A 22,553-nucleotide genomic window follows, 5' to 3' on the forward strand; every position below is an offset into this window, starting at 1 on the left:
GCCGCCGACCTCGTTCGGCTCCGGGGCGGTTGTCCGGCTGCGGCTGTCGCGGCCCTGTCCCGCTGTCGTCCCGCTGCCGTTGTGGCATGGCGATCGGGTGGGGGTGCGGTGGTGGGTGGGGGAGGGGTTGTAGTCTTCTGGGCGTTTCTTGGGGGAAATGGGGGGTTGGCGTGCCGCTGGAGCAGGTTGTGGTTTTGCTGGCGGCGGCGGCCGGCGCCGGGTGGGTGGACGCCGTCGTCGGCGGTGGCGGACTGGTGCAACTGCCGGCGTTGCTGATGACCGGCATGCCGCCCGTCCAGGCCATGGCGACCAACAAGTTCTCCTCGGTGTTCGGCACGGCCTCCGCAGCGGTGGCGTACGCGCGTTCCACCAAGACCGACCGTCAGGTGGCGTTGCCGGGGGCGGCGCTGGCCGTGGTGAGCGCCGGGCTGGGCGCATGGGCGGCCGCGGCGATCTCGGCCGACGTGTTGCGCCCGGTCGTGATGGTGGTGCTGCTCGGCGTGGCGGCGTTCGTCACGTTGCGTCCTTCGATGGGCGCGCTGCCGCAGCCGCATCTGCGGACGAACGCCCGGGTGGTGACGGCCGTGGCCGTGGCGGGCGTGGGCATCGCCTTCTACGACGGCATCATGGGGCCGGGCACCGGCACGTTCCTCATCATCGCCTTCACCACCATCCTCGGCCTGGACTTCGTCTCCGCCTCCGCCTCAGCGAAGATCATCAACGTGGGCACGAACCTCGGGGCGCTGGCGGTGTTCGGGCTGCAGGGGCACGTGCAGTGGGCGCTCGGGCTCGGCATGGCGCTGTGCAACGTGGCGGGCGCCCAGCTCGGCGCCAGGATGGCGATCAGGCGCGGCACGGCGTTCGTCCGGGTCGTGCTGTTGTGCGTGGTGGTGGCGATGGTGGTCAGGCTCGGCTGGCAGCAGTTCGGCTGACCTCCGCCACGCCGCCACCGCGAGAGGCGGCCAGGGATCAGGCGGCCGGTGCGTGAACACGCAGCGCGGTCAGGCGGGCTCGGGGGTGCGCAGGGCGGGGGCCGTGATCGCGACGAACGCCGCCATCAGCGCCGGTACGGCCAGCGCCCGCGGCAACCCCGCGAGCTGGGCCACCCCTCCGATGATCACCGGCCCCGACAGGAACCCCAGGTAACCGATGGACGCCACCCGCGCCAGCGCCCGTCCCGCGAAGGCCGGGTCCCGGTGCCCCGCGGCCGAGAACACCTGCGGCACGATGCACGACAACCCCGCCCCGAAGCAGCCGAACCCGACCACCCCGGCCACCGGCCCCCCGCCGAGCAGCGCCAGCCCGAGCCCCGCCGCCGCCAGCAGCCCGCAGCACCGCACCAGCGCCACAGGCCCGAACCGGGCGGCCAGCCGATCCCCCGCCAGCCGTCCCGCGGTCATCATGATCGAGAACGCGGCGTATCCGGCGGCGGCGAACCCCGCCGAGGAGGCCAGGTTCTCGCGCAGGTAGACCGAGCTCCAGTCGGCCGCCGCCCCCTCGCCCACCAGGCAGCAGAAGGCCAGCACGCCGAGGAACAGGATGCCCTTGGGCCGGCCTGACCCCGTGCCGCGGGCCGGAAGGGGAGCGGGCACCGACCGCAGCGCCCACCGCCACGCCCACACCGCCAGCACGACGATCACCGCCCCCACGCATCCGAACGTCACCGACGGCGGCAGCCCGGCCTGCGCGAACGCCCCGCCCGTCGTGGCCCCGACGAACCCTCCGATGCTGTAGACGGCGTGGAAGGACGACATGACCGGCCGCCCGTAGGCGCGTTCCACCTCGACGGCGTTGGCGTTCATGGACACGTCCAGGATGCCGTGGACGACGCCGAAGACCAGCAGCGCGGCGGCCAGCAGGCCCAGGTTCGGGGCACGGGCGGGCGGCACCAGCACCACGCCCTGGAGCAGGGCGGCCGGGATCATGACGCGGCTGCTGCCGTAGCGGTCCACCAGGCGGCCGACGGTCGTCATGCCCGCGACGGCGCCCGCGGCGATGGCCAGCAGCGCCAGGCTGAGCCGTCCCGCGTCGAGGCCGAGGCCCTCCTTGATGGCGGGGATGCGGGCCGTCCAGGTGCCGATGGCCATGCCGGCCAGGAAGAACAGCAGGTAGACGGCCGTCCGTTCGCGTCTCACCGGGCCTCCTTGACGCTCACCCCGGCCGCGACGAGCGCGTCACGCTGTTCGGGCGGCACACCCTCGTCGGTCACCACGACGTCCAGGCGGGAGATCGGGCAGACCGCGCCGAAGGCCGTACGGGAGAACTTGCCCGAGTCGCAGGCCACGATCACCCGCCGGGCGGCGGCGATGGCCGCCCGCTTGACCGCGACCTCGGGAAGGTCGTGCGCGGTCAGGCCGTGCTCGGCCGACAGCCCGCAGCAGCCGATCACCGCGGTGTCGAAGCGCAGCGCCGCGATGGAGCTCTCGGCGAGCGGGCCCATGACGTTCAGCTCGCCCTTGCGGACCTCGCCGCCGGGCAGGACCAGGCGCACCCGCGGCGCGGCGGCCAGCAGCGAGACCGCCTGCAACGCCAGCGGCAGCACGGTCAGCCGCCGTCCGGTCAGGGCGCGGGCCACCTCCAGCACGGTGGTGCCGCCGTCCAGCACGACCGCCTCCCCATCGGCGATCAGGGCCGCGACCTGGAGGCCGATCCGCCTCTTGGCCTCCACCGCCTCCCGCTCGCGCACCCCGAACGGCGGCTCCTCGCCGCGCAGCAGCAGGGACAGCGCCCCGCCCCTGACCCGGCGGACCACGCCCTGCTGGGCCAGCTCGTCCAGGTCGCGCCGGATCGTCATCTCCGACACGCCGTGTTCCTCGGCCAGCTCGGCCACCGAGACGCTGTCGTGGGCGCGCAGGGCGTTCATGATGGCTGTCAAACGTTCCACGTGTTCATACAAACACGGAGAATGTGCGCAATACAATGACGGATATGCGCGCCAGCCGTCTGCTCTCCCTCCTCCTGCTGCTGCAGGCGCGCGGCCGCATGACCGCGCCCGAGCTGGCCGCCGAGCTGGAGGTGTCGATCCGCACGGTCTACCGCGACGTGGAGGCCCTGTCGGCGGCCGGCGTCCCGGTGTACGCCGACCGCGGACCGGCGGGCGGCTACCAGCTCCTGGACGGCTACCGCACCCGCCTCACCGGGCTGACGGCCGAGGAGGCGTCCTCGCTGTTCCTGGCCGGGCTGCCGGGGCCCGCCGCCGAGCTGGGGCTGGGCGAGGTCGCGGCCGCCGCAGAGCTGAAGCTGCTGGCCGCGCTGCCGCCCGAGCCGCGCTCGCACGCCTCCCGGATGCGCGAGCGTTTCCTGCTGGACGTGCCCGGCTGGTACCGCTCGGCCGACGACGTGCCGCACCTGAGCGACGTGGCCGACGGGGTGTGGGAGCGGCGGCCGCTGCGCATGACCTACCGCCGGTGGGGCCAGCAGGTGGTCGACCGGGTGATCCACCCGTACGGGCTGGTGCTCAAGGGCGGCTCGTGGTACCTCGTCGCCGCGCCGCCCGACGGCTCCCCGCGCACCTACCGGGTCTCGCGCATCCTGACCGTCGAGCAGCTTCCCGGCCGGTTCCTCAGGCCGGAAGACTTCGACCTGGCGGCGTTCTGGCGGGCGTACGCCAAGGAGTTCCGCGAGCGCATGTACACCGCCGAGGCCGTCATCAGGCTGGCTCCGGGCCGGGAGGACCTGCTGGCGTACACGATGGGGTCCGACGTCGTCGCCGCGGCGCTGGCCGCGGCGGGCGGGCCCGACCCCGAGGGGTGGCGGGTGCTCACCGTGCCGGTCGAGTCGCTCACGCACGCCCGCTGGCTGCTGCTGCGCATGGGCGCCGACGTCGAGGTGCTGGAGCCGGCCGAGCTGCGGGTGCTGATGGCCGAGGCGGTGGCCGGCCTCGGCAAGCTGTACGGATGACGCCCTCCGCAAGCTCTCCTGATAAATCAGCGGAAAACCCGGCGCCTTCTCTGTCAGCATGCCGACCATGTACCTTCTGGCTTTCGTCGGCGCTTGCTTCCTGGTGGCCATGGTCCCCGGCGTGAGCACCGCCATCATCCTGCGTCAGACGCTCCGCTCCGGCCGCGGCTCCGGCCTGGCGGCCACCCTGGGCAACGAGACCGGCATCCTGCTGTGGGCGCTGGCCGCCGCGTTCGGCCTGTCGGCGCTGCTGGTGGCCTCGCAGGTCGCCTACGACGTCATGCGCGTGACGGGCGCCGTCGTGCTGGTCGTCATGGGCGTCCAGGCGCTGTGGCAGGCGCGCAAGGGGTCGCCGCCGGCGGAGGGCGAGGCGGTGGCCGGGCTGCGCGGGTCGTACCTGTCGGGGCTGGGCACCTGCCTGGCCAACCCCAAGGCCGCGGTGTTCGCGATGTCGTTCCTGCCGCAGTTCGTGCCGTCCGGGCAGAACGTGCCCCTGACGCTGGTGACCCTCGCCGTCGTGTGGGTGCTGGTGGACACCGTCTGGTACGGCCTGCTCATCTGGACGGTCGCCAAGGCCAAGGACTTCCTGGGCCGCCCGGCCGTCAGGCGCCGCCTGGAGCAGATCTCCGGCGTCGTGCTCATCGGCCTGGGCGTGCGCCTGGTCCTGGACGCACGATGACCCACTGAGACCCACTGAGACCCACTGAGCGGACGGGAGATCGTGGACTACCTTTAGGGCATGACCAACGACCTGGCGTCCCTGATGAGGCAGGCGCAGGACGACGACCCGCTGCTCGCCCTGCACGCCACCACCGCCCTGCGGCGCGAGATCGAGCGCCTGGAGGCCGTCCAGGTGCGGCGGGCCCGGGTGGCGGGCCTGCCCTGGGCGCAGATCGCCGACGCGATCGGCGTCAGCAAGCAGGCCGTGCACAAGAAGTACGGCCGGCGCTGATCACCCCCGCGGCCACCGTGCGGCGAACCAGCCCAGCACGAGGTTCCAGGAGTAGCCGCGGCGGATGCGCCCGGCCACCTCGGGCGGCAGGGTGTTCAGGCCGCGGTGTTCGAGCAGCACCTCGGTGCCGTCCTCGACCGCGGTGAAGGCCACCTCGATCTCCATCCGGCCGCCCGGGTTGAGCAGGTCGGCCCAGACCAGGCGGCGGGGCGGCTCCCAGCGCACGATCCGGCCCATGTCCGCGTGGCCGCCGTCGTCCCACAGCTCGCGCAGGTAGCCGTCCTGGAAGCGGATGGCCACCGCGCGGTCGGGGTCGACCCAGCTGTGGCGGCCGCGCACGTACCACTGGTCGATCTCGTCGGTGAACATGCGGAACGCGGTCGCCGGATCGACCGGCACGACGACCGCCGCCCGTACGGCGTTCACCGCTTGCGCTCCACATGGTCCTTGAACGAGCCGAGCTGCTCGGCCCAGAACGCCTGCACCTGGTCCAGCCACGCCTGCAGGGCCGCGAACGGCTCCTGGCGCAGGGTGTAGAGCCGCAGCCGGGCGTCGGTGCCCCCCGCCTCCGCCTGGACCAGGCCGCCGGCCCGCAGGACGCGCAGGTGCCTGCTGAGCGCGGGGGCGCTCATCTGCACGGCCTGGGCCAGCTCGCCGGCCGGGCGCGGGCCCTCGCGCAGCAGGTCGATCACCTTGCGTCTGGTCGGGTCGGCGAGGGCGGCCAGCGTGGCGTCCAGGTCGTTAACGTTATTGTTAATCTTTGCCTCCTTCCGTTAAGGTGTGGATCCTTAACGGTAGAGGCAATTATTGCGAGGGGGCGTACATGAGTGTCCAGCTGGGCTACTACACCCTGTCCGTACGGGACCTGGAGCGGGCGGCGGCCTTCTACGGGCCGCTGTTCGGCTGGGAGTTCAGGCGCGAGCACGAGCGTTACCTGCACGTCACCAACACCTCCGTGCCCATGGGCCTGAACGCCTTCGGCCCGTCCTCGCAGCCCAACCTCTACTACCACGTCGAGGACATCGACGCCGCGGTGGAGCGGGTGCGCGAGCTCGGCGGCACGACCGGCGAGGTCTACGACAGCAAGTCCGGACGCGGCTGCACCTGCACCGACGACCAGGGCACCGAGATCAGCCTGTGGCAGCCCGCGCCCGGCTTCGAGTGAGACCCCCGCGCGCTCACGGGATCAGTCGGGGGCCTTGACCGTGGTGATGCCGAGCGTGCTGGTCATGGGCAGCAGGCCGGCCCCGAACACCGCGCCCAGCAGCGGCGCGCACAGGCCGGCCAGCCGCTGTGCGCGTTCCTCGCCGAGTCGCTGCCAGGGCTGCGCGGCCAGTTCGTCGGTCAGGCGTTCGACCTGGTCGCGCAGTGCCCGGCCGCGCTCGGTGGCCTGACCGGCGGCATCCAGCAGGCCGCGCGCGGCCAGCCGTTCGGCGGCCTCGGCCCACTCCTGGCCGCTCCAGCCGCGTCCGGCGAAGTTCTCCGGCGGCGCGGCCCCGATGGCGGCGAAGGACACCAGCGACTCGCACGGGTCCAGCCCGGCCGTCAGCAGCGCCGCCACGTGCCCGTCGCCGCGGTGCTCGCGCAGCACGGTCGCGGCCTGCCACAGCACCAGGTGCGGCTCGTCGGGCCAGGGCAGGTCGAGGTTGGCGGCGGCGAACGGCCGTCCCGCCACCGTCACGCTCTCGGCGGCCCGCCGGGCCAGCCCGGCCGCCTCGGCGAGCTCCGGACCGTCCAGCCGGTCACCCAGCAGCCCGCGGCAGACGCGGTCGATCGCCACCAGCCGCGCCCGCAGCACCTGCTCCGGGGAGGCGGTCTGCCACACGCCCGGCACGTGCTCGCCGACCGTCCGCGGGCTGAAGCTGTGGTACGCGGCCGTCGCCAGGTGCGTCCCCGCCCGGCCGAGCGGCGCGGTGCGGTAGGCGAAATAGCTCGGCCAGCGCGACTCGACGTCGTAGCCCAGCGCGGCGGCCTCGGCGAACGCCTCGGGCGCGAAGTACAGCACGGCGTGCAGCGGCTCGATCTGGTGCCACATGCGGCGGGAAAGTCGGGACCATGCGCTCACGGCGGAACACCTCACTGTCTAGATAAGCTATGCCAGTGACGATAGACGCGTGGCGCATCACTGGTCAATCGCAAATAGACAGTTATGTCGGAAGGTGGGTGGATCTGGCCGTCGTGCTGGTCAACGAACTGGCCGTCACCCAGGCGCGCGGCCGTCCCGTCGTGCCGCCCGCCGACCGGCGTGCCGCGCTCGACGCCGCGTTCGTCCAGCACGGGTGGGTTCCCAGCAGGGCGCTGACGGGCGCCGACGCCGACCGGCTGGCCGGGGTGGCCGCCGAGCTGCACCCCGCCTTCGTCGCCGGTCCCGCCGCTCCGGCCGTGCTGAACCAGGCTCTGATACGGCACGGCGCCGTCCCCAACCTGCACGGCGACCCGCCCGTCCTGGCCTTCCACAGCCCGGACGCCGACCTGGTGGACGCCTGGGCGGCCGACATGGGCACGGCCCTGGCCATGGTGATCGGCGTCGGCCAGGGGGTGCGGCTGCGCTCGTGCGAGGCGGCGTCTTGCGGCGTGGTCTTCTTCGACGTCACCCGCAACGCCTCGCGCCGGTTCTGCGGCCTGTCCTGCCAGAACCGCGCCAAGGCCAGCGCCTACCGCGCCCGCCGCCGCACCTGATCTACAACGTAAAGGCGCTGGGCCTTCGTGATCGGGACCGTCAGTGCACGGAGAACCCGCCGTCGACGAAGAGCATCTGGCCGGTGACGAACGCGCAGGCGTCACCGGCCAGGAACACCGCCGCGCCCGCGAAGTCGGCCGGCAGGCCGTTGCGGCCGGCAATGTGGCGGGCGGCCAGCTCTTCGACGCGGCCCGGGACGGCCTGGGCGGATTCGGTCAGCGGGGTGAGCACGAATCCGGGGATGATCGTGTTGACGCAGACGCCGTGCGCCGACCACGCCTCGGCCTGGGAGCGGGTGAGGCCGGCGACGGCGGCCTTGGCGGCGCCGTACACGCCGCTGTGGCCGAAGGCGCTGATGGTCTGCTGGGAGCCGATGTTGATGACGCGTCCCCAGCCGCGGGCGGCCATGCGGGGGCCGAAGTGCTGGCCGAGCAGATAGGGGGCGGTCAGGTGCACGGCGATGGTCTGCTCGTAGTCGCCGGGGGTGAGCTCGGCCATGGGTTTGCGGATGTTGTTGCCGGCGGCGTTGACCAGGATGTCGATCTCGCCGGCGGCGGCGCACAGGCGGGCGAGGTCGTCGCGGTCGTGCAGGTCGGCGCTGACGGCGGAGGTGGTGACGCCGTGGGCGCGCAGCCGGTCGGCGGCCTGTTCGAGCTCGGCGGGGCGGCGGGCGGCGAGCACGATCTCGGCCCCGGCCCGGCCGATCGCCTCGGCCATGGCCAGGCCGATCCCGGAGCTGCCGCCGGTGACGAGGGCGCGGCGGCCGTGCAGGGAGAACAGGTCACGCAGATAGTCCGACACGACCGTTCAAGCTAGCAGCAACCGTCCAGGGGTGGACGGGCGGTGCCGGTTGCCGGACAGGCGAAGGAGGGCTAAGCTCGTGAGCTCGACATTCTGCAAGCGGCTCCACAGAGCTCCCGTAAAGGAGTATAGCAGCTAATGGCTAATCGTCAAGATGGTCTCGCGGAAGCCCTTGACAGCGAGCAGCGTACGGTCCAGTGGCTGTACGCCAGGCTCGACGCGGCCAGGGAGCGGGCGCAGGCCACGCTGCGCCAGGTGTACGCCGGGGGCGGCGCGATGGGCAGCCGGCAGGCCAGGGTCGAGCGCGAGGTGACCGCCTCCGAGCAGGCGCGCAGGCTGGCCCAGCTCAACGCGGTCGAGCGCGGCCTGTGCTTCGGCCGGATCGACGACTCCGGCGGCCTCAGCACGTACGTCGGCCGGATCGGGCTGCGGGACGAGGACCACGAGTCGGTGCTGATCGACTGGCGGGCCCCGGCGGCGCGCCCGTTCTACGTGGCCACCGCGACCGACCCGGGCGGCCTGGTGCGGCGCCGGCACCTGCACCTGAAGGACCGCACGGTGGTCGGCATCGACGACGAGGTGTTCGACCTGGACGGCATGTCCGACGGCGACCGGCGCACGCTGGTGGGCGAGGCGGCGCTGCTGGCGGCGCTGCGGCGGGGCCGTACCGGCCGGATGGGCGACGTGGTGGCCACGATCCAGATCGAGCAGGACCGGGTGATCAGGGCGGCGTTGCAGGGGGCGCTGGTGGTGCAGGGCGGGCCGGGCACCGGCAAGACCGTCGCGGCGCTGCACCGGGCCGCCTACCTGCTCTACACCCACCGCGACACGCTGGAGCGGCGCGGGGTGCTGGTGGTGGGGCCCAATCCGATGTTCCTGCGCTACATCGGGCAGGTGTTGCCGGCGCTGGGGGAGACGCAGGTGGTGATGGCCACGGTGGGCGAGCTGTTCCCGGGGGTGCGGGCGGTGGCCGCCGATCCGCCGGAGGTCGCGGTGGTCAAGGGCGACCTGCGGATGGCCGAGGTGGTGGCCGCGGCGGTGGCCGACCGGCAGCGGGTGCCGGTGGGGGATCTGGAGGTGGAGCTCGACGGCCTGCGGCTGCGTGTGCCGCACGCGGTGTGCGCGCGGCTGCGCGAGCGGGCGCGGGCGGTGCGCCTGCCCCACAACATGGCGCGCAAGCTGTACGTCACCGAGCTGCTGAAGGAGCTGGCCAGGGCGGAGGCGCGGGCGCTGGAGGAGTCGCTGCACCTGGAGGAGCTGGCGGTCGACGACCCGGAGCTGGCCGAGCCGCTGGACCTGGAGGGCGACCTGGACGAGACGGACATCGCGCTGGCGGCCGGGCGGCTGTGGGGCGAGGAGCCGGTGCGGCGGGCGGTGGCGGAGCTGTGGCCGGAGCTGACGCCGCAGGAGCTGGTCGCCGATCTGCTCTCGGCGCCGGACACGTTGTGGTCGGTGTGCCCGCCGGGCCTGGACTGGACGCCGCTGGTACGCCCCCGCGAGTCGCCGTGGACGGTCGGCGACGTGCCGCTGCTGGACGAGGCGGCCGAGCTGCTGGGCCACGACGACTCGGCCGACCGGGTGGCGGCGCGGCGGGCGGGGGAGGAGTGGGCCGAGCAGGAGCTGTACGCGCGCGAGGTGCTGGAGAGCACGGGCCTGCTGGAGGGCGGCGTCTTCGACCGGGCCGACGTGCTGGCCGAGCGGCAGGCCGACGACGGCACAGGGCTGACGACGGCCGAGCGGGCGGCGGCCGACCGCACGTGGGCGTACGGGCACGTGATCGTGGACGAGGCGCAGGAGCTGTCGCCGATGGCCTGGCGGATGGTGGTGCGGCGGGTTCCGGCGCGGTCGCTGACCGTGGTGGGCGACCTGGCCCAGACGGGGTCGGCGGCGGGGGCGCGGTCGTGGGCCGAGGTGCTCGACCCGTATCTGGAGGGGCGCTGGCGGGAGGAGCGGCTGCTGGTCAACTACCGGACGCCGCTGGAGATCATGCGGGTGGCGGCCGACGTGCTGGCGGCGGTGGCGCCGGGGCAGGAGCCGCCGGAGTCGGTGCGCGACGGCGGCGACGAGCCGCGCGCGGTGCGGGTGCCGGTGGCGGAGCTGCCGGCGCTGGTGGCGGCGGAGCTGGCCGAGCTGTCCGGGCCGGGCGCGGGCGGCCGGTTGGGGATCGTCACGTCCGACGGGCTGCGCGCGCGGGTGGCGGCGCTGTTCCCGGGGGCGGAGGATCTGGACGCGCCGCTGGTGGTGCTGACGGTGACGCAGGCCAAGGGGCTGGAGTTCGACGGGGTGGTGGTGGTCGACCCGGCCGGGATCCTGGCGCAGTCGCCGATGGGCGGCCACGACCTGTACGTGGCGGTGACGCGGGCGACGCGGCGGCTGACGGTGGCCTACGAGGGCGACCTTCCGGCGATGTTGTCCCGCCTGGCCTGAAAATCTACAATGTAAAGCCGCTGGGCTGGTGGAAATTCACCTCGAACACCCCGAAAATCCAGCGGCTACCGGGAGCGCGCCGCGCGGGTCATTCGTTGTAGAGCTTGTCCGCGACCTCGCGGATGCGGCGGGTGGCGTGGTCGAGGGCACGCAGGGCCTCGGTGTCCAGGTGGGACATGATGCGCTTGTAGTGTCTGAGGCCGGCGTCGTTGATCTCGGCGATCAGGGTGACGCCGGCGGGGGTGAGCTCGACCCGGCGCACCCGGCGGTCGTTGGGGTCTTCATGCCTGCTGACCAGGCCCTGGGCGACCAGGCGGTCGACGATGCCGGTGACGGTGGCCAGGCTGACGCCGAGGGTGTGGGCGAGGTCCTGGCCCGAGGCGGAGCCGTGCGTGGACAGCTGCATGACGACGTGGAGCTGGCGGATGGTGAGATTGGAGCTGAACAGGGGGGACTGCTGTTGTGTGAACAGTTTTCCCAGGTCTCGCTGTGTCTCGGTGATCCGTCGGATCAGGTCTTCGCGTTCGTCGTCCACGCTCACCTCTCGCTTCCTGAGAAGGTTATCAGGAAAGTCAGGTCACGCTAAATATTCGTATTAGGCAAAGTGTTAGTCTGGGGCGAACTCTTGGAGGGGAGCCTATGACCGCTTTCGCCCGGTTGAGTCTGGTCAACCGCAGTCTTGTGATCTTGGTGGCGGTCGTGATCACCGCGTTCGGCGCGTTCACGATTCCGCAGTTGAAGCAGCAGCTCCTGCCGTCGTTGGCGTTCCCGGGCGCGTTCGTCATCGCGCCCTTCCCCGGCGCCTCGCCGGAGATCGTCGAAGATCAGGTGACGAAGCCGATCGAGGACTCCTTCCAGGGGATTCCCGGCATGGAGCAGATGACCTCCACGTCGAAGGAGGGCCTGGCCCAGATCCAGGTGGCCTTCGAGTACGGCACCGACATCGAGGCGTCGCTGAACAAGATGCAGCAGGCCGTCGCCAGGATCACGCTCCCGCAGGGCGTCGATCCGCAGGTGGTGGCGGGCAACACCGATGACATCCCGGTGCTGGTGCTGGCGGTGGGCGACGGCGGTGACGAGCGGGCGATGGCCGACAAGCTGCGCCGGATCATGGTGCCGGAGTTGCAGAGTGTCGAGGGGGTGCGCGAGGCGGCGGTCACCGGCACCCGCGACGAGGTCGTCACGATCGAGCCGGACATGAAGAAGATGGCGCTGGCCGGGGTGTCGGCGGCGCAGATCCCCGAGGTGCTCAAGGCGAACGGCACGCCGATCCCGGCCGGGTCGCTGACCGCCGACGGCAGGTCGCTGACCGTGCAGGTGGGTTCGCGGGTCGACTCGCTGGAGAAGCTGAAGAACCTCTACCTGACGCCCGCGCAGCCGCAGGTCGCCCAGCCCTCGCAGCCTCAGCAGCCTCAGACGCAGGGCCGCCCGCAGGCCGGGCAGCCGGCGCAGACGAGCCGGACGGCGGTGCCGCAGCAGGCGGTGCGTCCCAAGCCGCTCAAGCCGGTCAAGCTGGGCGAGGTGGCCGAGATCAAGCGGGGTCTGGCCGACGCCTCGACGATCACCCGTACCGACGGTAAGACGAGCCTCGGCGTGTCGGTGACGATGACGCCCGACGGCAACGCGGTGACGATCTCGCGTGAGATCCGCGAGAAGCTGCCGGAGCTGACGCGGTCGCTGGGCGACTCCTCCGACACGCAGGTGTCGGTGGTGTTCGACCAGGCGCCGTACGTGGAGGAGTCGATCGAGAATCTCACCACCGAGGGCCTGCTGGGGCTGGCGTTCGCGGTGCTGGTCATCCTGGTGTTCCTGCTGTCGGTGCGTTCGACGCTGGTGACGGCGGTGTCGATCCCGCTGTCGGTGGTGATCGCGCTGCTCGCGCTGTGGGCGGGTGACTACTCGCTCAACATGCTGACGCTGGGCGCGCTGACGATCGCGGTGGGCCGGGTGGTCGACGACTCGATCGTGGTGCTGGAGAACATCAAGCGCCATCTGGGTTACGGCGAGGCCAAGCTGCAGGCGATCTTGACCGCGGTGCGGGAGGTGTCGGGGGCGGTGACGGCCTCGACGCTGACGACGGTGGCGGTGTTCGCGCCCATCGCGATCGTGGGCGGCATGGTGGGCGAGCTGTTCCGGCCGTTCGCGGTGACGGTGGCGGTGGCGTTGCTGGCCTCGCTGGTGGTGTCGCTGACGGTGGTGCCGGTGCTGGCGTACTGGTTCCTCAAGGCGCCGGCGTTGTCGCCGGAGCAGGCGCGGGCCCAGCGTGAGGAGGCCGAGGCTAAGGAGCTGCGCAGCCCGTTGCAGCGGGCGTACCTGCCGGTGCTGCGGTTCGCCACGCGGTTCAAGCTGGTGACGGTGCTGATCGGGGTGGCGGTGTTCGTCGGGACGATGGGCCTGGCGGGCGGTCTGCGGACGAACTTCCTGGACTCCTCCGGGCAGAACACGATCTCGCTGACGCAGAAGATGCCGGTCGGCACCGATCTGGCCACGACGGACAAGGCCGCCGAGAAGGTGGAGGGCGTGCTGTCGGGGTTGGCCGGTGTGGAGACGTACCAGGTGAACGTGGGCGGCGGCAACGCCATGCAGGGTGGCGTGGGCGGCGGCGCGGACCGGGCGTCGTACTCGGTGACGGTCAAGGACGGCGTCGAGCCGGCGACCGTGGAGCAGCAGCTCCGGGAGAAGATCACGGGCCTGTCCGGGGTCGGTGAGGTCACCGTCGGCGGCGCCGGTGGGGGCGGGTTCTCCTCCGACACGGTGAGCGTGATCGTGCAGGCGCCCGACGCCGAGACGCTGCGCACGGCGACCGACTCGGTCAAGAGCGCGATGGGTCAGGTGAAGGGTGTGCGTGACCTGTCGTCGAACCTGGAGGCCAGCGCGCCGCGCATCGAGGTCGCCGTCGACCGGGAGAAGGCGGCGGCCAAGGGGCTGTCGGAGGCGCAGGTGGGTCAGGCGGTGGCGCAGGCGTTCCGTGGCGCGCCGCTGGGCCAGATCACCCTGGACGGCCGCAGCAGCGACCTGGTGCTGCGCGGTGGTGACGCTCCCGACGACCTCAAGGCGATCGAGGGCCTGAAGCTGCCGACGGCGGCGGGTCTGGTGAAGTTGTCGTCGGTGGCCGAGGTGAAGCAGGTGGCCGGTCCGACGCAGGTGACCAGGATCGACGGTGAGCGTTCCGCGACGGTGTCGGGCAAGGTGGAAGCGGCCGATCTGGGCACCGTGACGCAGGAGCTGACGACGAAGCTGGACTCGGTGGCGCTGACCGCAGGCGCCCGGTACGAGATCGGCGGCGCGTCGGCGGACCAGGCGGACGCGTTCTCCGATCTGGGCATGGCGATGCTGGCGGCGATCGCGATCGTGTTCATGATCATGGTGGCGACGTTCCGGAGCTTCGTCCAGCCGCTGATCCTGCTGGTGTCGGTGCCGTTCGCGGCGACCGGCGCGGTGGGGCTGCTGGTGGCGACCGACACCGCGTTGGGCGTGCCGGCGTTGATCGGCATGCTGATGCTGATCGGCATCGTGGTGACGAACGCGATCGTGCTGATCGACCTGATCAACCAGTACCGGGAGCAGGGGCTGGGCGTGGTGGAGGCGGTGATCGAGGGCGGCCGGCGCAGGTTGCGGCCGATCCTGATGACGGCGGTGGCCACGATCTGCGCGCTGACGCCGATGGCGCTGGGGGTGACCGGGTCGGGCGGGTTCATCTCGCAGCCGCTGGCGATCGTGGTGATCGGCGGCCTGGTGTCGTCGACGCTTCTGACGCTGGTGCTGGTCCCCACCCTTGTTGTTGCTATAACTCGGAAGCGTGATCGAGGACCGCGCCACGCTGATTCCAGCCATCGGCTACGTGAGAGTGTCGATGATGCTGGAGGAAAAGATCTCGCCAGCAATCCAGCGTGATGCCATCGAGGCGTTAGCCGCCCGGCGGGGTTACTGCATCCCGCCGGGCGCTTGGCCGGACGGCGGCTGGATAGAAGATCTTGACGTGTCCGGGAGGAACTTCCAGCGGACGATCATGGCGGCCATCTCCCAAGTGGAGAAGGGGACCGCCAAGGCGATCCTCGTGTGGAAGTACTCCCGCTTCGGCCGTAACCGCATGGGCAACCAGCTCAACCTCGCACGGTTGGAGACGGCGGGTGGCGACCTGGTGTCTGCCACCGAAGAGGTGGATGCCACCACCGCGGTCGGCAAGTTCACCCGCGGCATGCTGATGGAGCTGGCCGCCTTCGAGAGTGACCGGGCGGGCGAGCAGTGGGCGGAGGCGTTTCAGAACCGTCTGGCGCGGGGGCTCCCGCCGTTCGGTGGAGAGTACTTCGGGTATGTGCGGCGGGGCCGGCAGCCGCACCCGCTCGATCCGAATCGGACGTTGCGCGACCCTTCCGATGGCGAGGAACGCTACGAGCCTGATGTGCAGTCCGGCGCCGCCCTGGTGTTCGCCGGCTGCTACGTATCGTACGTGGCCGATCAGAATTTTGCCGCGCTCGCCACGCGGCTGAATCGGCACGGGTTCACCACCGAGGGTGGTCTGCCGTGGAGTGCCGAGACCATCCGCCAGGTCATGGACCGCGGCTTCGCGGCCGGCCTGCTGCAGATTCACGATCCCGAATGCAGGTGCGCCAAGGCGTCCCGCTGCCAGCGGAGAGTGTTTCGTCCGGGCGTGCACGCGCCTCTCATCAGCGACGAGTTGTGGAAGCGGTACCTCGCGCTGAGAGCTGCCAAGGTCACACGGCCGTCGCACTCCATGCACCAGTTCACCGGGTTCATCAGCTGCTGGCACTGCGGCGGCGGGATGCACCTGAACAGGCATCAGAAGGGCTTTATCTGCGGCTCAAGGGCTCGGCATGACGAGGTGGTGTGCGGGTCGAGGTTCGCGCTCTTGGCGGTGGTGGAAGAAGCCCTGCTGCAACTGCTCGCCGAGTGGGCACCCGAGATCGAGGCGGCGGCCGAGTCGTTCGCGATCGAGCCGGAACCTCCGCGGCCGGAAGCGAACCTGGAATGGCTCAAGAAGGAACTGGTGCGTGTCAACGAGGACTTGGACCGGCAGACGATGCAGTTCGCGAAGGGTCTGCTGCCTGAGGACTCCTACATACGAGTGCGCGACGAGTTGCTGGCCGAACGGGATCGGCTGATAAGTGCCTTGGAGTCGCAACCGGCGGATGAGGCGAGGATGGACCCGCGCGAGGCCGTTCCGGTGATGCGAGGGCTTATCGAGGAGTGGCCGACGCTCGCCGTGCTGGATCGTCGAGCCCTGCTCATGCAGATTGTCGCCAAGCTGGAGATCGAGAAGCCTCCGTACGCGCCGGCCTGGCTGTGGGTGCATCCGCTGTTCGAGGCGAAGCCGAAGCGAGTTTCATTGCAGAGCCGCCTGCGGCTCGATGAGGTCAAGGACGGCATTCTGGCAGCGATGCAGGCTAGGGGAGAGGCGTCGATGGCGGCCTCGGAGCTGCTGCGTGTCGTGCCGACGTCCCATCCGACTCTCGGTCGCGCCATCGGGCAGTTGCTCGCTGACGGCTTGGTGACGCGGGAAGGCAGAACTAGCAGCACCCGCTACCGGCTCGCTAAGCGTCCCGGCATTCTCTTGGGTGCTCGCGCTGAAGCGGAACGAGTGAGGGATGCCATCCTGCGCATGCTGGCCGAGAGGGAGGGGGAGCCGATCGGCGCTCGGGAGATGAGAATCGCTGTGGGGTCCTCTGTCGGAACTGTTGGTCGGGCACTGGCCGCCTTGCAGGGGGATGGTCTTATCGTGCGCGGAGGTAAGGGAAAGCGAACCTGCTACCAGCTCGCGCAGCAGCGCTGCTAGCGGATTCGCTGACATATAGCTAGCTGCGTCTGTAGCGGTCGCTGAGCGTGCATGGATGCGTATCGCATCCATGTTGGTCTGCACGTCGGTTCAAGCGGTCTGCGTTCGTTCTGCGACGCGTCCCCGTGTCACCCTCCGGGGATTTTCTCAGAGTCATTGCACTCTCGCGCTGAGTCTGCAAATCTGATCACCCGCACTAAACCAAAACCCACACTGACCAGGGAAAACGCCTCCCAGGGAGCGGCAATGATCACTCGGCTCTACACCCGCAACGCACCCCAGCTCGCGGTCGGCATCGAGGTCTACCACCTCACCATCCACCTGCCCGGCCAGACGAACTACATGGGCGACATCACCCCCAGAGGCGATGTCTGGATGCTGCACTTCAGCGGCGACCAGGCCGACAAGGACTTCTTCGCCCCTGACGCCCTCGACCACTACGGCGAGAACGAGCTCCACGAAGGCGACGACGGCCCGGCCTCGGATCAGAGCTTCGAGGACTACCTGGAGGCCGAGCATCAGCACCTGATCGAAGACGGCTGGGTCCTGCTGCCGCACGACTTCGGCGTCTGCGAGACCGCTTCCCGCATCATCGCCCGCTCCTACGAACTCGCACGCCACTAGCCGCTAGCGAAACCGCATGCTGAAAGGATCCACCATGACCACCCGATACCAGGCGGTCGCCGTCGACGAGCGCGGAATGTTCGACCTCAACCTGGACGGTGCCCCCCTTCCTCCTCACCACCTGGTGGTCGTCGCCGAAGCCGAGGAGCACGTCGAGGATGGCGTGACCACGCTGATCGCGCTGCCTCGCGTCGTTGCCATCCTCGACACCGGCGTACCCCTCGATGAGAACGCCCCCGCCCTGGAAGCGCTGCTCGATGCCCATGGCTGGAAGCTGACGGGGGAAGGCGACGGCTACCCCGACGAGGACCTGCACGAGGTCACCCCCGCTGACCCCGACGCGGCACCGGCTGCCGTCGAGTACCGCGAAGGCCGCCCGCTGGCCTACTACCTCGCCGGCCGCGCGAGACTTGACGAGAACGGCTCGCTGCACGACGCACTCCTCGTCGCCACGTTCACCGCCGCCCAGGCCGAAGGCGCTGCTCACGGTCTTGACGTGACCGGCATCGAACTACTGCTGATCAGTGCCGTTCGCGCTGCCGTGGACGACAGGCTCACCGCCGAAGGGTGTGACCTCGACACCGCCGACACCGCATGCAAGCAGCGGCTCGTTGTGACCGCGTGCGACGCGATCGGGAAGGCGCTCGACATCATCCGCCAGCGAGAAACCTGCCGCACCTGCGATGGCCGCGCTGTCACCTGCACCATGGACGGCCAGCCCGTCTGCGCCAACTCCGGCCACTATGCCTAGCGAAAGGCGTATGCCTTACGAATGTGTCGCATCCAGGGGCGGACGCAAGGCGGGAGTGACAGACTCGCGCTGTGGAGGCTTGGGCGAAACTCATCGAAGCTACAGGTGGCCTCATCGGCGCTACTGCATGGCCGATCGCGGTTGTTATCGCAGTCTGGTTGATCATGCGGCGGCACCGTGACGCCTTCGGTCGATTGATCGACCGTGTCACTTCACTTCAGCTTCCCGGTGGCGTCCAGATTGACCTTGCCGCCCAAGAGGCCCAGGTTCAAGATTTGGCGTCTCAGGTAGTCTCCCCGGAGCTTGATGAAAGTGAGCGCGAGGAACGGGTGCGGGAACTGCTCGCTGCGGCTGGATCTCTTGCCGAAACACGCATCAGACAAGCAGTTCTGCGAGATCGCGTTCTTCGCTCGCTAAATGCCAGGCAGATAGATGTCCTGACACTCATGGCCAGAGGAATGACACAGGAAGAGACTGCCGCTGACATCGGCCAGCCCAAAACATACGTGACTCACCTGCTAGCTCAACTGCGGTCCCGCTTGCAGGTGGACTCAGATCAGGAAGTACTTGACGTTTGGCGGGATTTCATCGCCGAAGTCGAGAATAGGCCACCGGTGAATATTCGCGACTATCTATCGCGTTAACTTATCCGGCCCTAGGGCGCCCCTGCGTCACAGCCGAAGGCAATGCTGATACCACCGCCGGCTCAGCAAGATGGCTGCCTGAATCTATCGCCGATGGTGGAGGCGCGTTTCGCCGGGTTGCGTGCAGTCTTAGTTGCTAGCGAAATCGCTAACAACATGAGCGTTGCATTCTATCCGGATGATCTGAGGCTGACCTCCTGGCGGAGTCTTTTGGCGACGCTCTCGTCGGCCTGGCAGAGTCCGTGTCGCCCCTGCACCAGATGGGCCTGATCTAGCACCCCCTCCAGCCTCATTTACCCGGGTCCACCCCACACCGAGATGAGGAGACATCGTTTCATGATCAAGGGCGTCTGCAAGAACGAGGGCTGTGACCAGCCTGTGCGCTGCTCAGAACTCTGTTCTCGCTGCTATGCCCGCTGGCTGCGCATTGGCGAGCTTGGGCCGCCTCGCCGGATCTATCAGTCGGCCAAGGGCCGAATTTGTACCATCGAAGGCTGCGACGGCCCTGTCCGTAGCAAGGGCATGTGCTCCCGGCACTATGACCAGTCAATCAGGACGACCACATGTCCGTCGTGCGGAGAAAGGAAGAACCGCAGACACCACCTTTGTGAGGCATGCTACCGCCGGTACCAGGCAGCTAGGCACGAAGAATCCGAGCGCACCTGTACCGGCTGCAACAAGACGCTTCCGATTGAGCAGTTCTCGTGGCGACCACACGCGACGGGCTGGAAGCGCCAGTCGCGCTGTCGAGCTTGTCAGAACCGCCAGGCGCGCGAGCGTTGGGCGGCACTCTCGCAAGAGGAGCGAAAGCGCCGCAGGACCGCCGAACGCTCACGGGTAAAGGAGCGTCTCGCTAACGATCCCGAATGGGCGCTTCGGAGAAATATCCGCCAATCATGCAGAATGCTCGGCCTCTCATTCGCAGAGGTGATGGCCGCGTGGGAGGAGCGGGGCCATCAATGCGAGATCTGCTACCGGACGCCCGCTCCGGGCGAGATCCGGCTGCACCTCGACCATGACCACCAGACCGGCAGATTCCGTGGCTTTCTCTGCAGCCGCTGCAACACCGGCCTGGGCCAACTGCGCGAGGACGTGGCAATCCTCCACAGCGCCATCGAATATCTGACCCGTTCATTTCGCCAGGAGTAACCAGGATGACCACCCAACATCATCGGCTGATCGCCGAGGCGATCGGGCCCGTCTGCAAGAAGAACCTCAGGAAGGCGACTGCCGCATGAGCCTCCTCGAATCCTCGCCCGACAGACACCCGCCCGCGGCTGATCAGTCGTGGTCATGGGGGCCGCTCATCCTGCCCCGTGAGAAGGACTGGGCGTGCGGCTGCTCCCCGAATTGCCCCGACATGTCCGTCGTGGCGCTCATCAGCCACAACCCCGACTGGCGGTACGGGCTGTGCGAGGCCAGCGCACGCGAGAGCGGCTGCCCCGAGACCCTGCTCGCGCAGGCGACGCCGTGAGCACCGGGTCGAAGGTCACCGGCTACCGCCTCGCCGACGTCCGCCCGTACGGGCCGACCGGCGACGATCTGGAGGTCACTCCTCTGCCCGGCCTGTTCGGGAGTCGCCCCGAGGTTCTCGCCGCGGTCATGGGCAGCGACGTCGTCGTGGTCGAGCTGCGCCGTGGCGGGCTGTCCAGCGCCGACCCCGCTGGGCGGCCGCTCCCCAACTGGTGGCACGTCGTCTGCGACGGCGGCCACGTGGAGCTGCTGTGCACCACCTGGCGCAGCGCAGTACGGACGCGCGAGCGCATCCAGCGGCACGACGAGTGCTGCCTGGACCACCGGGTGATCACACGCCACCCCGACGTGATCGCTCTTTTCCGCTAGCGGTACCGCTAGCACGCCATGGGGCGAGCTGGACCAGCGTCATTGGGCCGGCTCGCCCCGCCCCGAAACACAGCACGAAAGGCACCACGCATGATCCTCCCTCCGATCGAACGGCCCAAGACCGGCCGCTCCGCCGAGATGACCGACGAGGAGTGGGCGGCCTGGCGCGCCCAGCAGCTCATGGGCAACTCCTGGGCCGCCGCCTCCTGCCAGGTGACCGCCGCCGAGATCCGCGACAATCCGGCCGTCCTGGACGAGTTCCGGCTGTACGCCGCCCAATTCCCGCACTACAACCGGCACACCTTCGCCAACAGCATGCGGCTGTGGGCGCAGGACCCGGGCGCGACCCGCGTGCAGGGCGAGTAGTGGTGGGGCGGCGAAGGCCGCCAGCTCCGCGAGGGCGCCGTCCCGCTGTGGGTCGAATCCCTCTACAAGGGCACCCGCCGCGAGCAGCGGGAGAACCCGGACACCGGCGAGACCGAGGAGGTGACCCGCCGCCGCCGTGGCGCGATGGTCGGCACGGCTGTCTACGACGTCTCCCAGACCGTCCCCAAGGACGGCGTCATCTGCATCCTGTGCCGCACCGAAGGACCGAAGGACTGCCCGCCCACCTGCCCCGTCTACCTGCCCGAGTCCGGCCGCATCCCCTCGCGCAGCGACGTCCTCATCGAGGCGGCCACCCAGCTGAAGGAGGCCGGCGGCCTCGACATCGAGGAAGTCCTCAGCCAGCTCGGCGCCGACCCCTACCGCGATGGCGACCACGTCGAGGGCACCAACAGCTTCGTTATCAGCGTCCCCCGCCCCGGCGGCAAGGGGACGAAGGCGCTGCGGGTGCACGTCTCCCACGACGATCAGGGCCGCACCCGGTACGCCGTCGTCCGCGTCGGCGTGTTCTGGATCGGCCCCGACAGCCTCGAATACGACCGCGCCGCCCACGGGGGAGGCCGCCGACGCAACGCCCTGCGCGTCCAGTACGGCGACGCCCGCGACGGCGAGGACTACCACTACCGCGACGGCAGCCGAACCCGGCCCGGTGCCCCCACCATCAACGGCATCACCCTGGCGGGTGACGGCACCTACAACGCCGACGACATCACCAAGGACGGCAAGTCGGGCCCGTGGGTCGGCCGCCCCGGACGCTACTCCTCCAACAGGGTGCCCGAGAAGACCGAGCAGGCCACCCGCCGCATCATCTTCAAGCTCACCCAGCACTGGCTGGGGCAGCCCGGCCTGGACGAGTTGCGCGCCGCGCACGACCGCCACCACGCCCCTTCCCGCAAGGCCGGCCACGACCGGCGCGCGGAGCGGCTGCGTGAGCAGGTCGGCCAGCTCGCCGCCGAGCTGGCCGAGCAGGAGGAAGCCGCCGCCGCCCAGGCCGCGCTCGTCAGGGCCGCGGGGGAGGAGGCGTGAACGTGGCCCGTCCCCCGCAGCTCGCCGACGAACCGCTGTGGCGAGGTGTCATCGTCCCGAAGATCACTCTGCGCCACCTCGACGGCACGCCGATCCTCGGCGAGGTCGACCACAGCATCGTGGGCGACTTCCTTGCGGGCCAGCAGTGCCAGCTCTGCGGCAAGGAGATCAGCAGTCCTCGCGGCACCGCCGTGGTGATGGCCCGCCCGGGGGACTTCGACCGGGGCCTGGTCAACGAGCCCGCCCAGCACCGGTGGTGCGCCGACTACAGCGTCCAGGTGTGCCCGATGCTGTCGGGCCGCCTGGACCAGTACCGGACCGTGGCACGCTCCGATCGGGATCGGTGCGGTGACCCGCGCTGCCACTGCGCCACCTGGGATCCGCTCCCGATGGCGCTGCGAGCTGGCCAACCGGCCGACCCCTGGTACGCGGTGCGGTTCCCGATGGCGGACTACCGCATGGACACCATCGCGCTCCCCGGCGGGTCCGTCATGACCGGCGTGTCGCTCACCTACCCGCGCAGCCCGCACATCCGGCTCGTCACCCCTGGCAGACCCGACCCCGACAACCTGAAGATCATCGCCAGCCACGGGCTGCCCTCACCCCTCTGACCAACCACCGGCGTGGGGGGGGGGGGGGGCCCGCCCCCCCCCCCCCCCCCCCCCCCCCCCCCCCACCCAACCACCCCCCCCCCCCCCCCCCCCCCCCCCCCACACCCCCCCCCCCCA

At 70.2% G+C, this 22,553-nt stretch carries 25 protein-coding genes; 18 read left to right on the forward strand and 7 right to left on the reverse strand.

Annotated elements, in window-relative coordinates; genetic code table 11:
* The first annotated feature begins 170 nt into the window (after positions 1 to 170).
* Positions 171 to 932, forward strand: coding sequence for a TSUP family transporter (locus tag ABZ815_RS49745; protein ID WP_357709713.1), 762 nt, complete (start codon positions 171 to 173; stop codon positions 930 to 932).
* A gap of 69 nt (positions 933 to 1,001) precedes the next feature.
* On the opposite strand, the gene ABZ815_RS49750 is transcribed toward ABZ815_RS49745, so the two are convergent.
* Entirely contained in the window at positions 1,002 to 2,135 is a 1,134-nt protein-coding gene (locus ABZ815_RS49750; RefSeq protein ID WP_357709716.1) for an MFS transporter, read from the reverse strand.
* Positions 2,132 to 2,884 (reverse strand): DeoR/GlpR family DNA-binding transcription regulator, encoded by a 753-nt coding sequence (locus tag ABZ815_RS49755; RefSeq protein WP_357709719.1) that lies wholly within the window; start codon positions 2,882 to 2,884, stop codon positions 2,132 to 2,134. Before ABZ815_RS49755 ends, ABZ815_RS49750 begins: the two co-directional genes overlap by 4 nt.
* Positions 2,885 to 2,928: 44 nt before the next feature.
* Here ABZ815_RS49755 and ABZ815_RS49760 point away from each other — a divergent pair, with 44 nt between their 5' ends.
* The 3 genes from ABZ815_RS49760 (at position 2,929) to ABZ815_RS49770 (ending at position 4,852) form a co-directional block, all read left to right on the forward strand.
* Positions 2,929 to 3,900: a transcriptional regulator gene (locus tag ABZ815_RS49760; protein ID WP_357709721.1), complete on the forward strand. Its 972-nt coding sequence runs from the start codon at positions 2,929 to 2,931 to the stop codon at positions 3,898 to 3,900.
* 67 nt (positions 3,901 to 3,967) lie between these two features.
* Positions 3,968 to 4,579 carry a LysE family translocator gene (locus ABZ815_RS49765; RefSeq protein WP_357709724.1) on the forward strand — a complete coding sequence of 204 codons (612 nt, stop codon included), beginning with the start codon at positions 3,968 to 3,970 and terminating at the stop codon, positions 4,577 to 4,579.
* 60 nt (positions 4,580 to 4,639) lie between these two features.
* A complete protein-coding gene (locus ABZ815_RS49770; protein WP_352328267.1) occupies positions 4,640 to 4,852 on the forward strand; it encodes a hypothetical protein in 213 nt (70 codons plus the stop codon).
* Here ABZ815_RS49770 and ABZ815_RS49775 read toward each other — a convergent pair whose 3' ends face one another.
* Together ABZ815_RS49775 and ABZ815_RS49780 are read right to left on the reverse strand one after the other, a co-directional pair.
* Positions 4,853 to 5,278 (reverse strand): SRPBCC domain-containing protein, encoded by a 426-nt coding sequence (locus ABZ815_RS49775; RefSeq protein ID WP_357709726.1) that lies wholly within the window; start codon positions 5,276 to 5,278, stop codon positions 4,853 to 4,855.
* Entirely contained in the window at positions 5,275 to 5,610 is a 336-nt protein-coding gene (locus ABZ815_RS49780; RefSeq protein ID WP_357709766.1) for a metalloregulator ArsR/SmtB family transcription factor, read from the reverse strand. Before ABZ815_RS49780 ends, ABZ815_RS49775 begins: the two co-directional genes overlap by 4 nt.
* 65 nt (positions 5,611 to 5,675) lie before the next feature.
* Here ABZ815_RS49780 and ABZ815_RS49785 point away from each other — a divergent pair, with 65 nt between their 5' ends.
* Positions 5,676 to 6,017, forward strand: coding sequence for a VOC family protein (locus ABZ815_RS49785; RefSeq protein WP_357709729.1), 342 nt, complete (start codon positions 5,676 to 5,678; stop codon positions 6,015 to 6,017).
* Positions 6,018 to 6,038: 21 nt separating this feature from the next.
* On the opposite strand, the gene ABZ815_RS49790 is transcribed toward ABZ815_RS49785, so the two are convergent.
* Positions 6,039 to 6,917: a hypothetical protein gene (locus ABZ815_RS49790; RefSeq protein ID WP_357709732.1), complete on the reverse strand. Its 879-nt coding sequence runs from the start codon at positions 6,915 to 6,917 to the stop codon at positions 6,039 to 6,041.
* Between the two features lie 98 nt (positions 6,918 to 7,015).
* Here ABZ815_RS49790 and ABZ815_RS49795 point away from each other — a divergent pair, with 98 nt between their 5' ends.
* Complete coding sequence (locus tag ABZ815_RS49795) at positions 7,016 to 7,531, forward strand: CGNR zinc finger domain-containing protein (protein WP_357709734.1); 516 nt, start codon at positions 7,016 to 7,018, stop codon at positions 7,529 to 7,531.
* A gap of 40 nt (positions 7,532 to 7,571) precedes the next feature.
* Here ABZ815_RS49795 and ABZ815_RS49800 read toward each other — a convergent pair whose 3' ends face one another.
* Positions 7,572 to 8,333, reverse strand: a complete 762-nt coding sequence (locus tag ABZ815_RS49800; RefSeq protein WP_357709737.1) for an SDR family oxidoreductase — start codon at positions 8,331 to 8,333, stop codon at positions 7,572 to 7,574.
* Between the two features lie 138 nt (positions 8,334 to 8,471).
* On the opposite strand from ABZ815_RS49800, the gene ABZ815_RS49805 reads away from it, so the two are divergent.
* Positions 8,472 to 10,760 (forward strand): ATP-binding domain-containing protein, encoded by a 2,289-nt coding sequence (locus tag ABZ815_RS49805; protein WP_357709739.1) that lies wholly within the window; start codon positions 8,472 to 8,474, stop codon positions 10,758 to 10,760.
* A gap of 88 nt (positions 10,761 to 10,848) precedes the next feature.
* On the opposite strand, the gene ABZ815_RS49810 is transcribed toward ABZ815_RS49805, so the two are convergent.
* Complete coding sequence (locus ABZ815_RS49810; protein ID WP_357709741.1) at positions 10,849 to 11,301, reverse strand: MarR family transcriptional regulator; 453 nt, start codon at positions 11,299 to 11,301, stop codon at positions 10,849 to 10,851.
* A gap of 98 nt (positions 11,302 to 11,399) precedes the next feature.
* On the opposite strand from ABZ815_RS49810, the gene ABZ815_RS49815 reads away from it, so the two are divergent.
* The 11 genes from ABZ815_RS49815 to ABZ815_RS49865 all read left to right on the forward strand — a co-directional run bounded on the left by ABZ815_RS49815 (position 11,400) and on the right by ABZ815_RS49865 (position 22,436).
* Entirely contained in the window at positions 11,400 to 14,654 is a 3,255-nt protein-coding gene (locus ABZ815_RS49815) for an efflux RND transporter permease subunit (protein WP_357709743.1), read from the forward strand.
* On the forward strand, positions 14,560 to 16,554 hold the full coding sequence (locus ABZ815_RS49820; protein ID WP_357709745.1) for a recombinase family protein: 1,995 nt from the start codon (positions 14,560 to 14,562) through the stop codon (positions 16,552 to 16,554). Before ABZ815_RS49815 ends, ABZ815_RS49820 begins: the two co-directional genes overlap by 95 nt.
* Positions 16,555 to 16,800: 246 nt before the next feature.
* On the forward strand, positions 16,801 to 17,178 hold the full coding sequence (locus ABZ815_RS49825; protein ID WP_357709747.1) for a hypothetical protein: 378 nt from the start codon (positions 16,801 to 16,803) through the stop codon (positions 17,176 to 17,178).
* Between the two features lie 34 nt (positions 17,179 to 17,212).
* Positions 17,213 to 17,929, forward strand: a complete 717-nt coding sequence (locus tag ABZ815_RS49830) for a hypothetical protein (protein WP_357709749.1) — start codon at positions 17,213 to 17,215, stop codon at positions 17,927 to 17,929.
* A gap of 71 nt (positions 17,930 to 18,000) precedes the next feature.
* Positions 18,001 to 18,573 carry a hypothetical protein gene (locus ABZ815_RS49835; protein ID WP_357709751.1) on the forward strand — a complete coding sequence of 191 codons (573 nt, stop codon included), beginning with the start codon at positions 18,001 to 18,003 and terminating at the stop codon, positions 18,571 to 18,573.
* Positions 18,574 to 19,503: 930 nt separating this feature from the next.
* Positions 19,504 to 19,722 carry an endonuclease domain-containing protein gene (locus tag ABZ815_RS49840; RefSeq protein ID WP_357709753.1) on the forward strand — a complete coding sequence of 73 codons (219 nt, stop codon included), beginning with the start codon at positions 19,504 to 19,506 and terminating at the stop codon, positions 19,720 to 19,722.
* Positions 19,723 to 19,807: 85 nt separating this feature from the next.
* Complete coding sequence (locus ABZ815_RS49845; protein WP_357709755.1) at positions 19,808 to 20,047, forward strand: hypothetical protein; 240 nt, start codon at positions 19,808 to 19,810, stop codon at positions 20,045 to 20,047.
* Entirely contained in the window at positions 20,044 to 20,415 is a 372-nt protein-coding gene (locus ABZ815_RS49850) for a hypothetical protein (protein WP_357709757.1), read from the forward strand. Before ABZ815_RS49845 ends, ABZ815_RS49850 begins: the two co-directional genes overlap by 4 nt.
* Positions 20,416 to 20,505: 90 nt before the next feature.
* Positions 20,506 to 20,781 carry a hypothetical protein gene (locus ABZ815_RS49855; protein ID WP_357709758.1) on the forward strand — a complete coding sequence of 92 codons (276 nt, stop codon included), beginning with the start codon at positions 20,506 to 20,508 and terminating at the stop codon, positions 20,779 to 20,781.
* Positions 20,782 to 20,925: 144 nt separating this feature from the next.
* On the forward strand, positions 20,926 to 21,825 hold the full coding sequence (locus tag ABZ815_RS49860) for a hypothetical protein (protein ID WP_357709760.1): 900 nt from the start codon (positions 20,926 to 20,928) through the stop codon (positions 21,823 to 21,825).
* Entirely contained in the window at positions 21,822 to 22,436 is a 615-nt protein-coding gene (locus ABZ815_RS49865; protein WP_357709762.1) for a hypothetical protein, read from the forward strand. The genes ABZ815_RS49860 and ABZ815_RS49865 overlap by 4 nt, the downstream gene beginning before the upstream one ends.
* Positions 22,437 to 22,553: the final 117 nt, after the last annotated feature.

It is taken from the genome of Nonomuraea sp. NPDC047529, from assembly GCF_040642995.1.
GTDB lineage: Bacteria > Actinomycetota > Actinomycetes > Streptosporangiales > Streptosporangiaceae > Nonomuraea.

Bases quoted from the DNA above. Each gene is read 5' to 3' on its own strand.
- ABZ815_RS49805 (WP_357709739.1), top strand. From the start codon at position 8,472: ATGGCTAATCGTCAAGATGGTCTCGCGGAAGCCCTTGACAGCGAGCAG.
- ABZ815_RS49770 (WP_352328267.1), top strand. From the start codon at position 4,640: ATGACCAACGACCTGGCGTCCCTGATGAGGCAGGCGCAGGACGACGAC.
- ABZ815_RS49830 (WP_357709749.1), top strand. From the start codon at position 17,213: ATGACCACCCGATACCAGGCGGTCGCCGTCGACGAGCGCGGAATGTTC.
- ABZ815_RS49815 (WP_357709743.1), top strand. From the start codon at position 11,400: ATGACCGCTTTCGCCCGGTTGAGTCTGGTCAACCGCAGTCTTGTGATC.
- ABZ815_RS49760 (WP_357709721.1), top strand. From the start codon at position 2,929: ATGCGCGCCAGCCGTCTGCTCTCCCTCCTCCTGCTGCTGCAGGCGCGC.
- ABZ815_RS49765 (WP_357709724.1), top strand. From the start codon at position 3,968: ATGTACCTTCTGGCTTTCGTCGGCGCTTGCTTCCTGGTGGCCATGGTC.
- ABZ815_RS49845 (WP_357709755.1), top strand. From the start codon at position 19,808: ATGAGCCTCCTCGAATCCTCGCCCGACAGACACCCGCCCGCGGCTGAT.
- ABZ815_RS49855 (WP_357709758.1), top strand. From the start codon at position 20,506: ATGATCCTCCCTCCGATCGAACGGCCCAAGACCGGCCGCTCCGCCGAG.
- ABZ815_RS49785 (WP_357709729.1), top strand. From the start codon at position 5,676: ATGAGTGTCCAGCTGGGCTACTACACCCTGTCCGTACGGGACCTGGAG.
- ABZ815_RS49840 (WP_357709753.1), top strand. From the start codon at position 19,504: ATGGCCGCGTGGGAGGAGCGGGGCCATCAATGCGAGATCTGCTACCGG.
- ABZ815_RS49825 (WP_357709747.1), top strand. From the start codon at position 16,801: ATGATCACTCGGCTCTACACCCGCAACGCACCCCAGCTCGCGGTCGGC.
- ABZ815_RS49860 (WP_357709760.1), top strand. From the start codon at position 20,926: ATGGTCGGCACGGCTGTCTACGACGTCTCCCAGACCGTCCCCAAGGAC.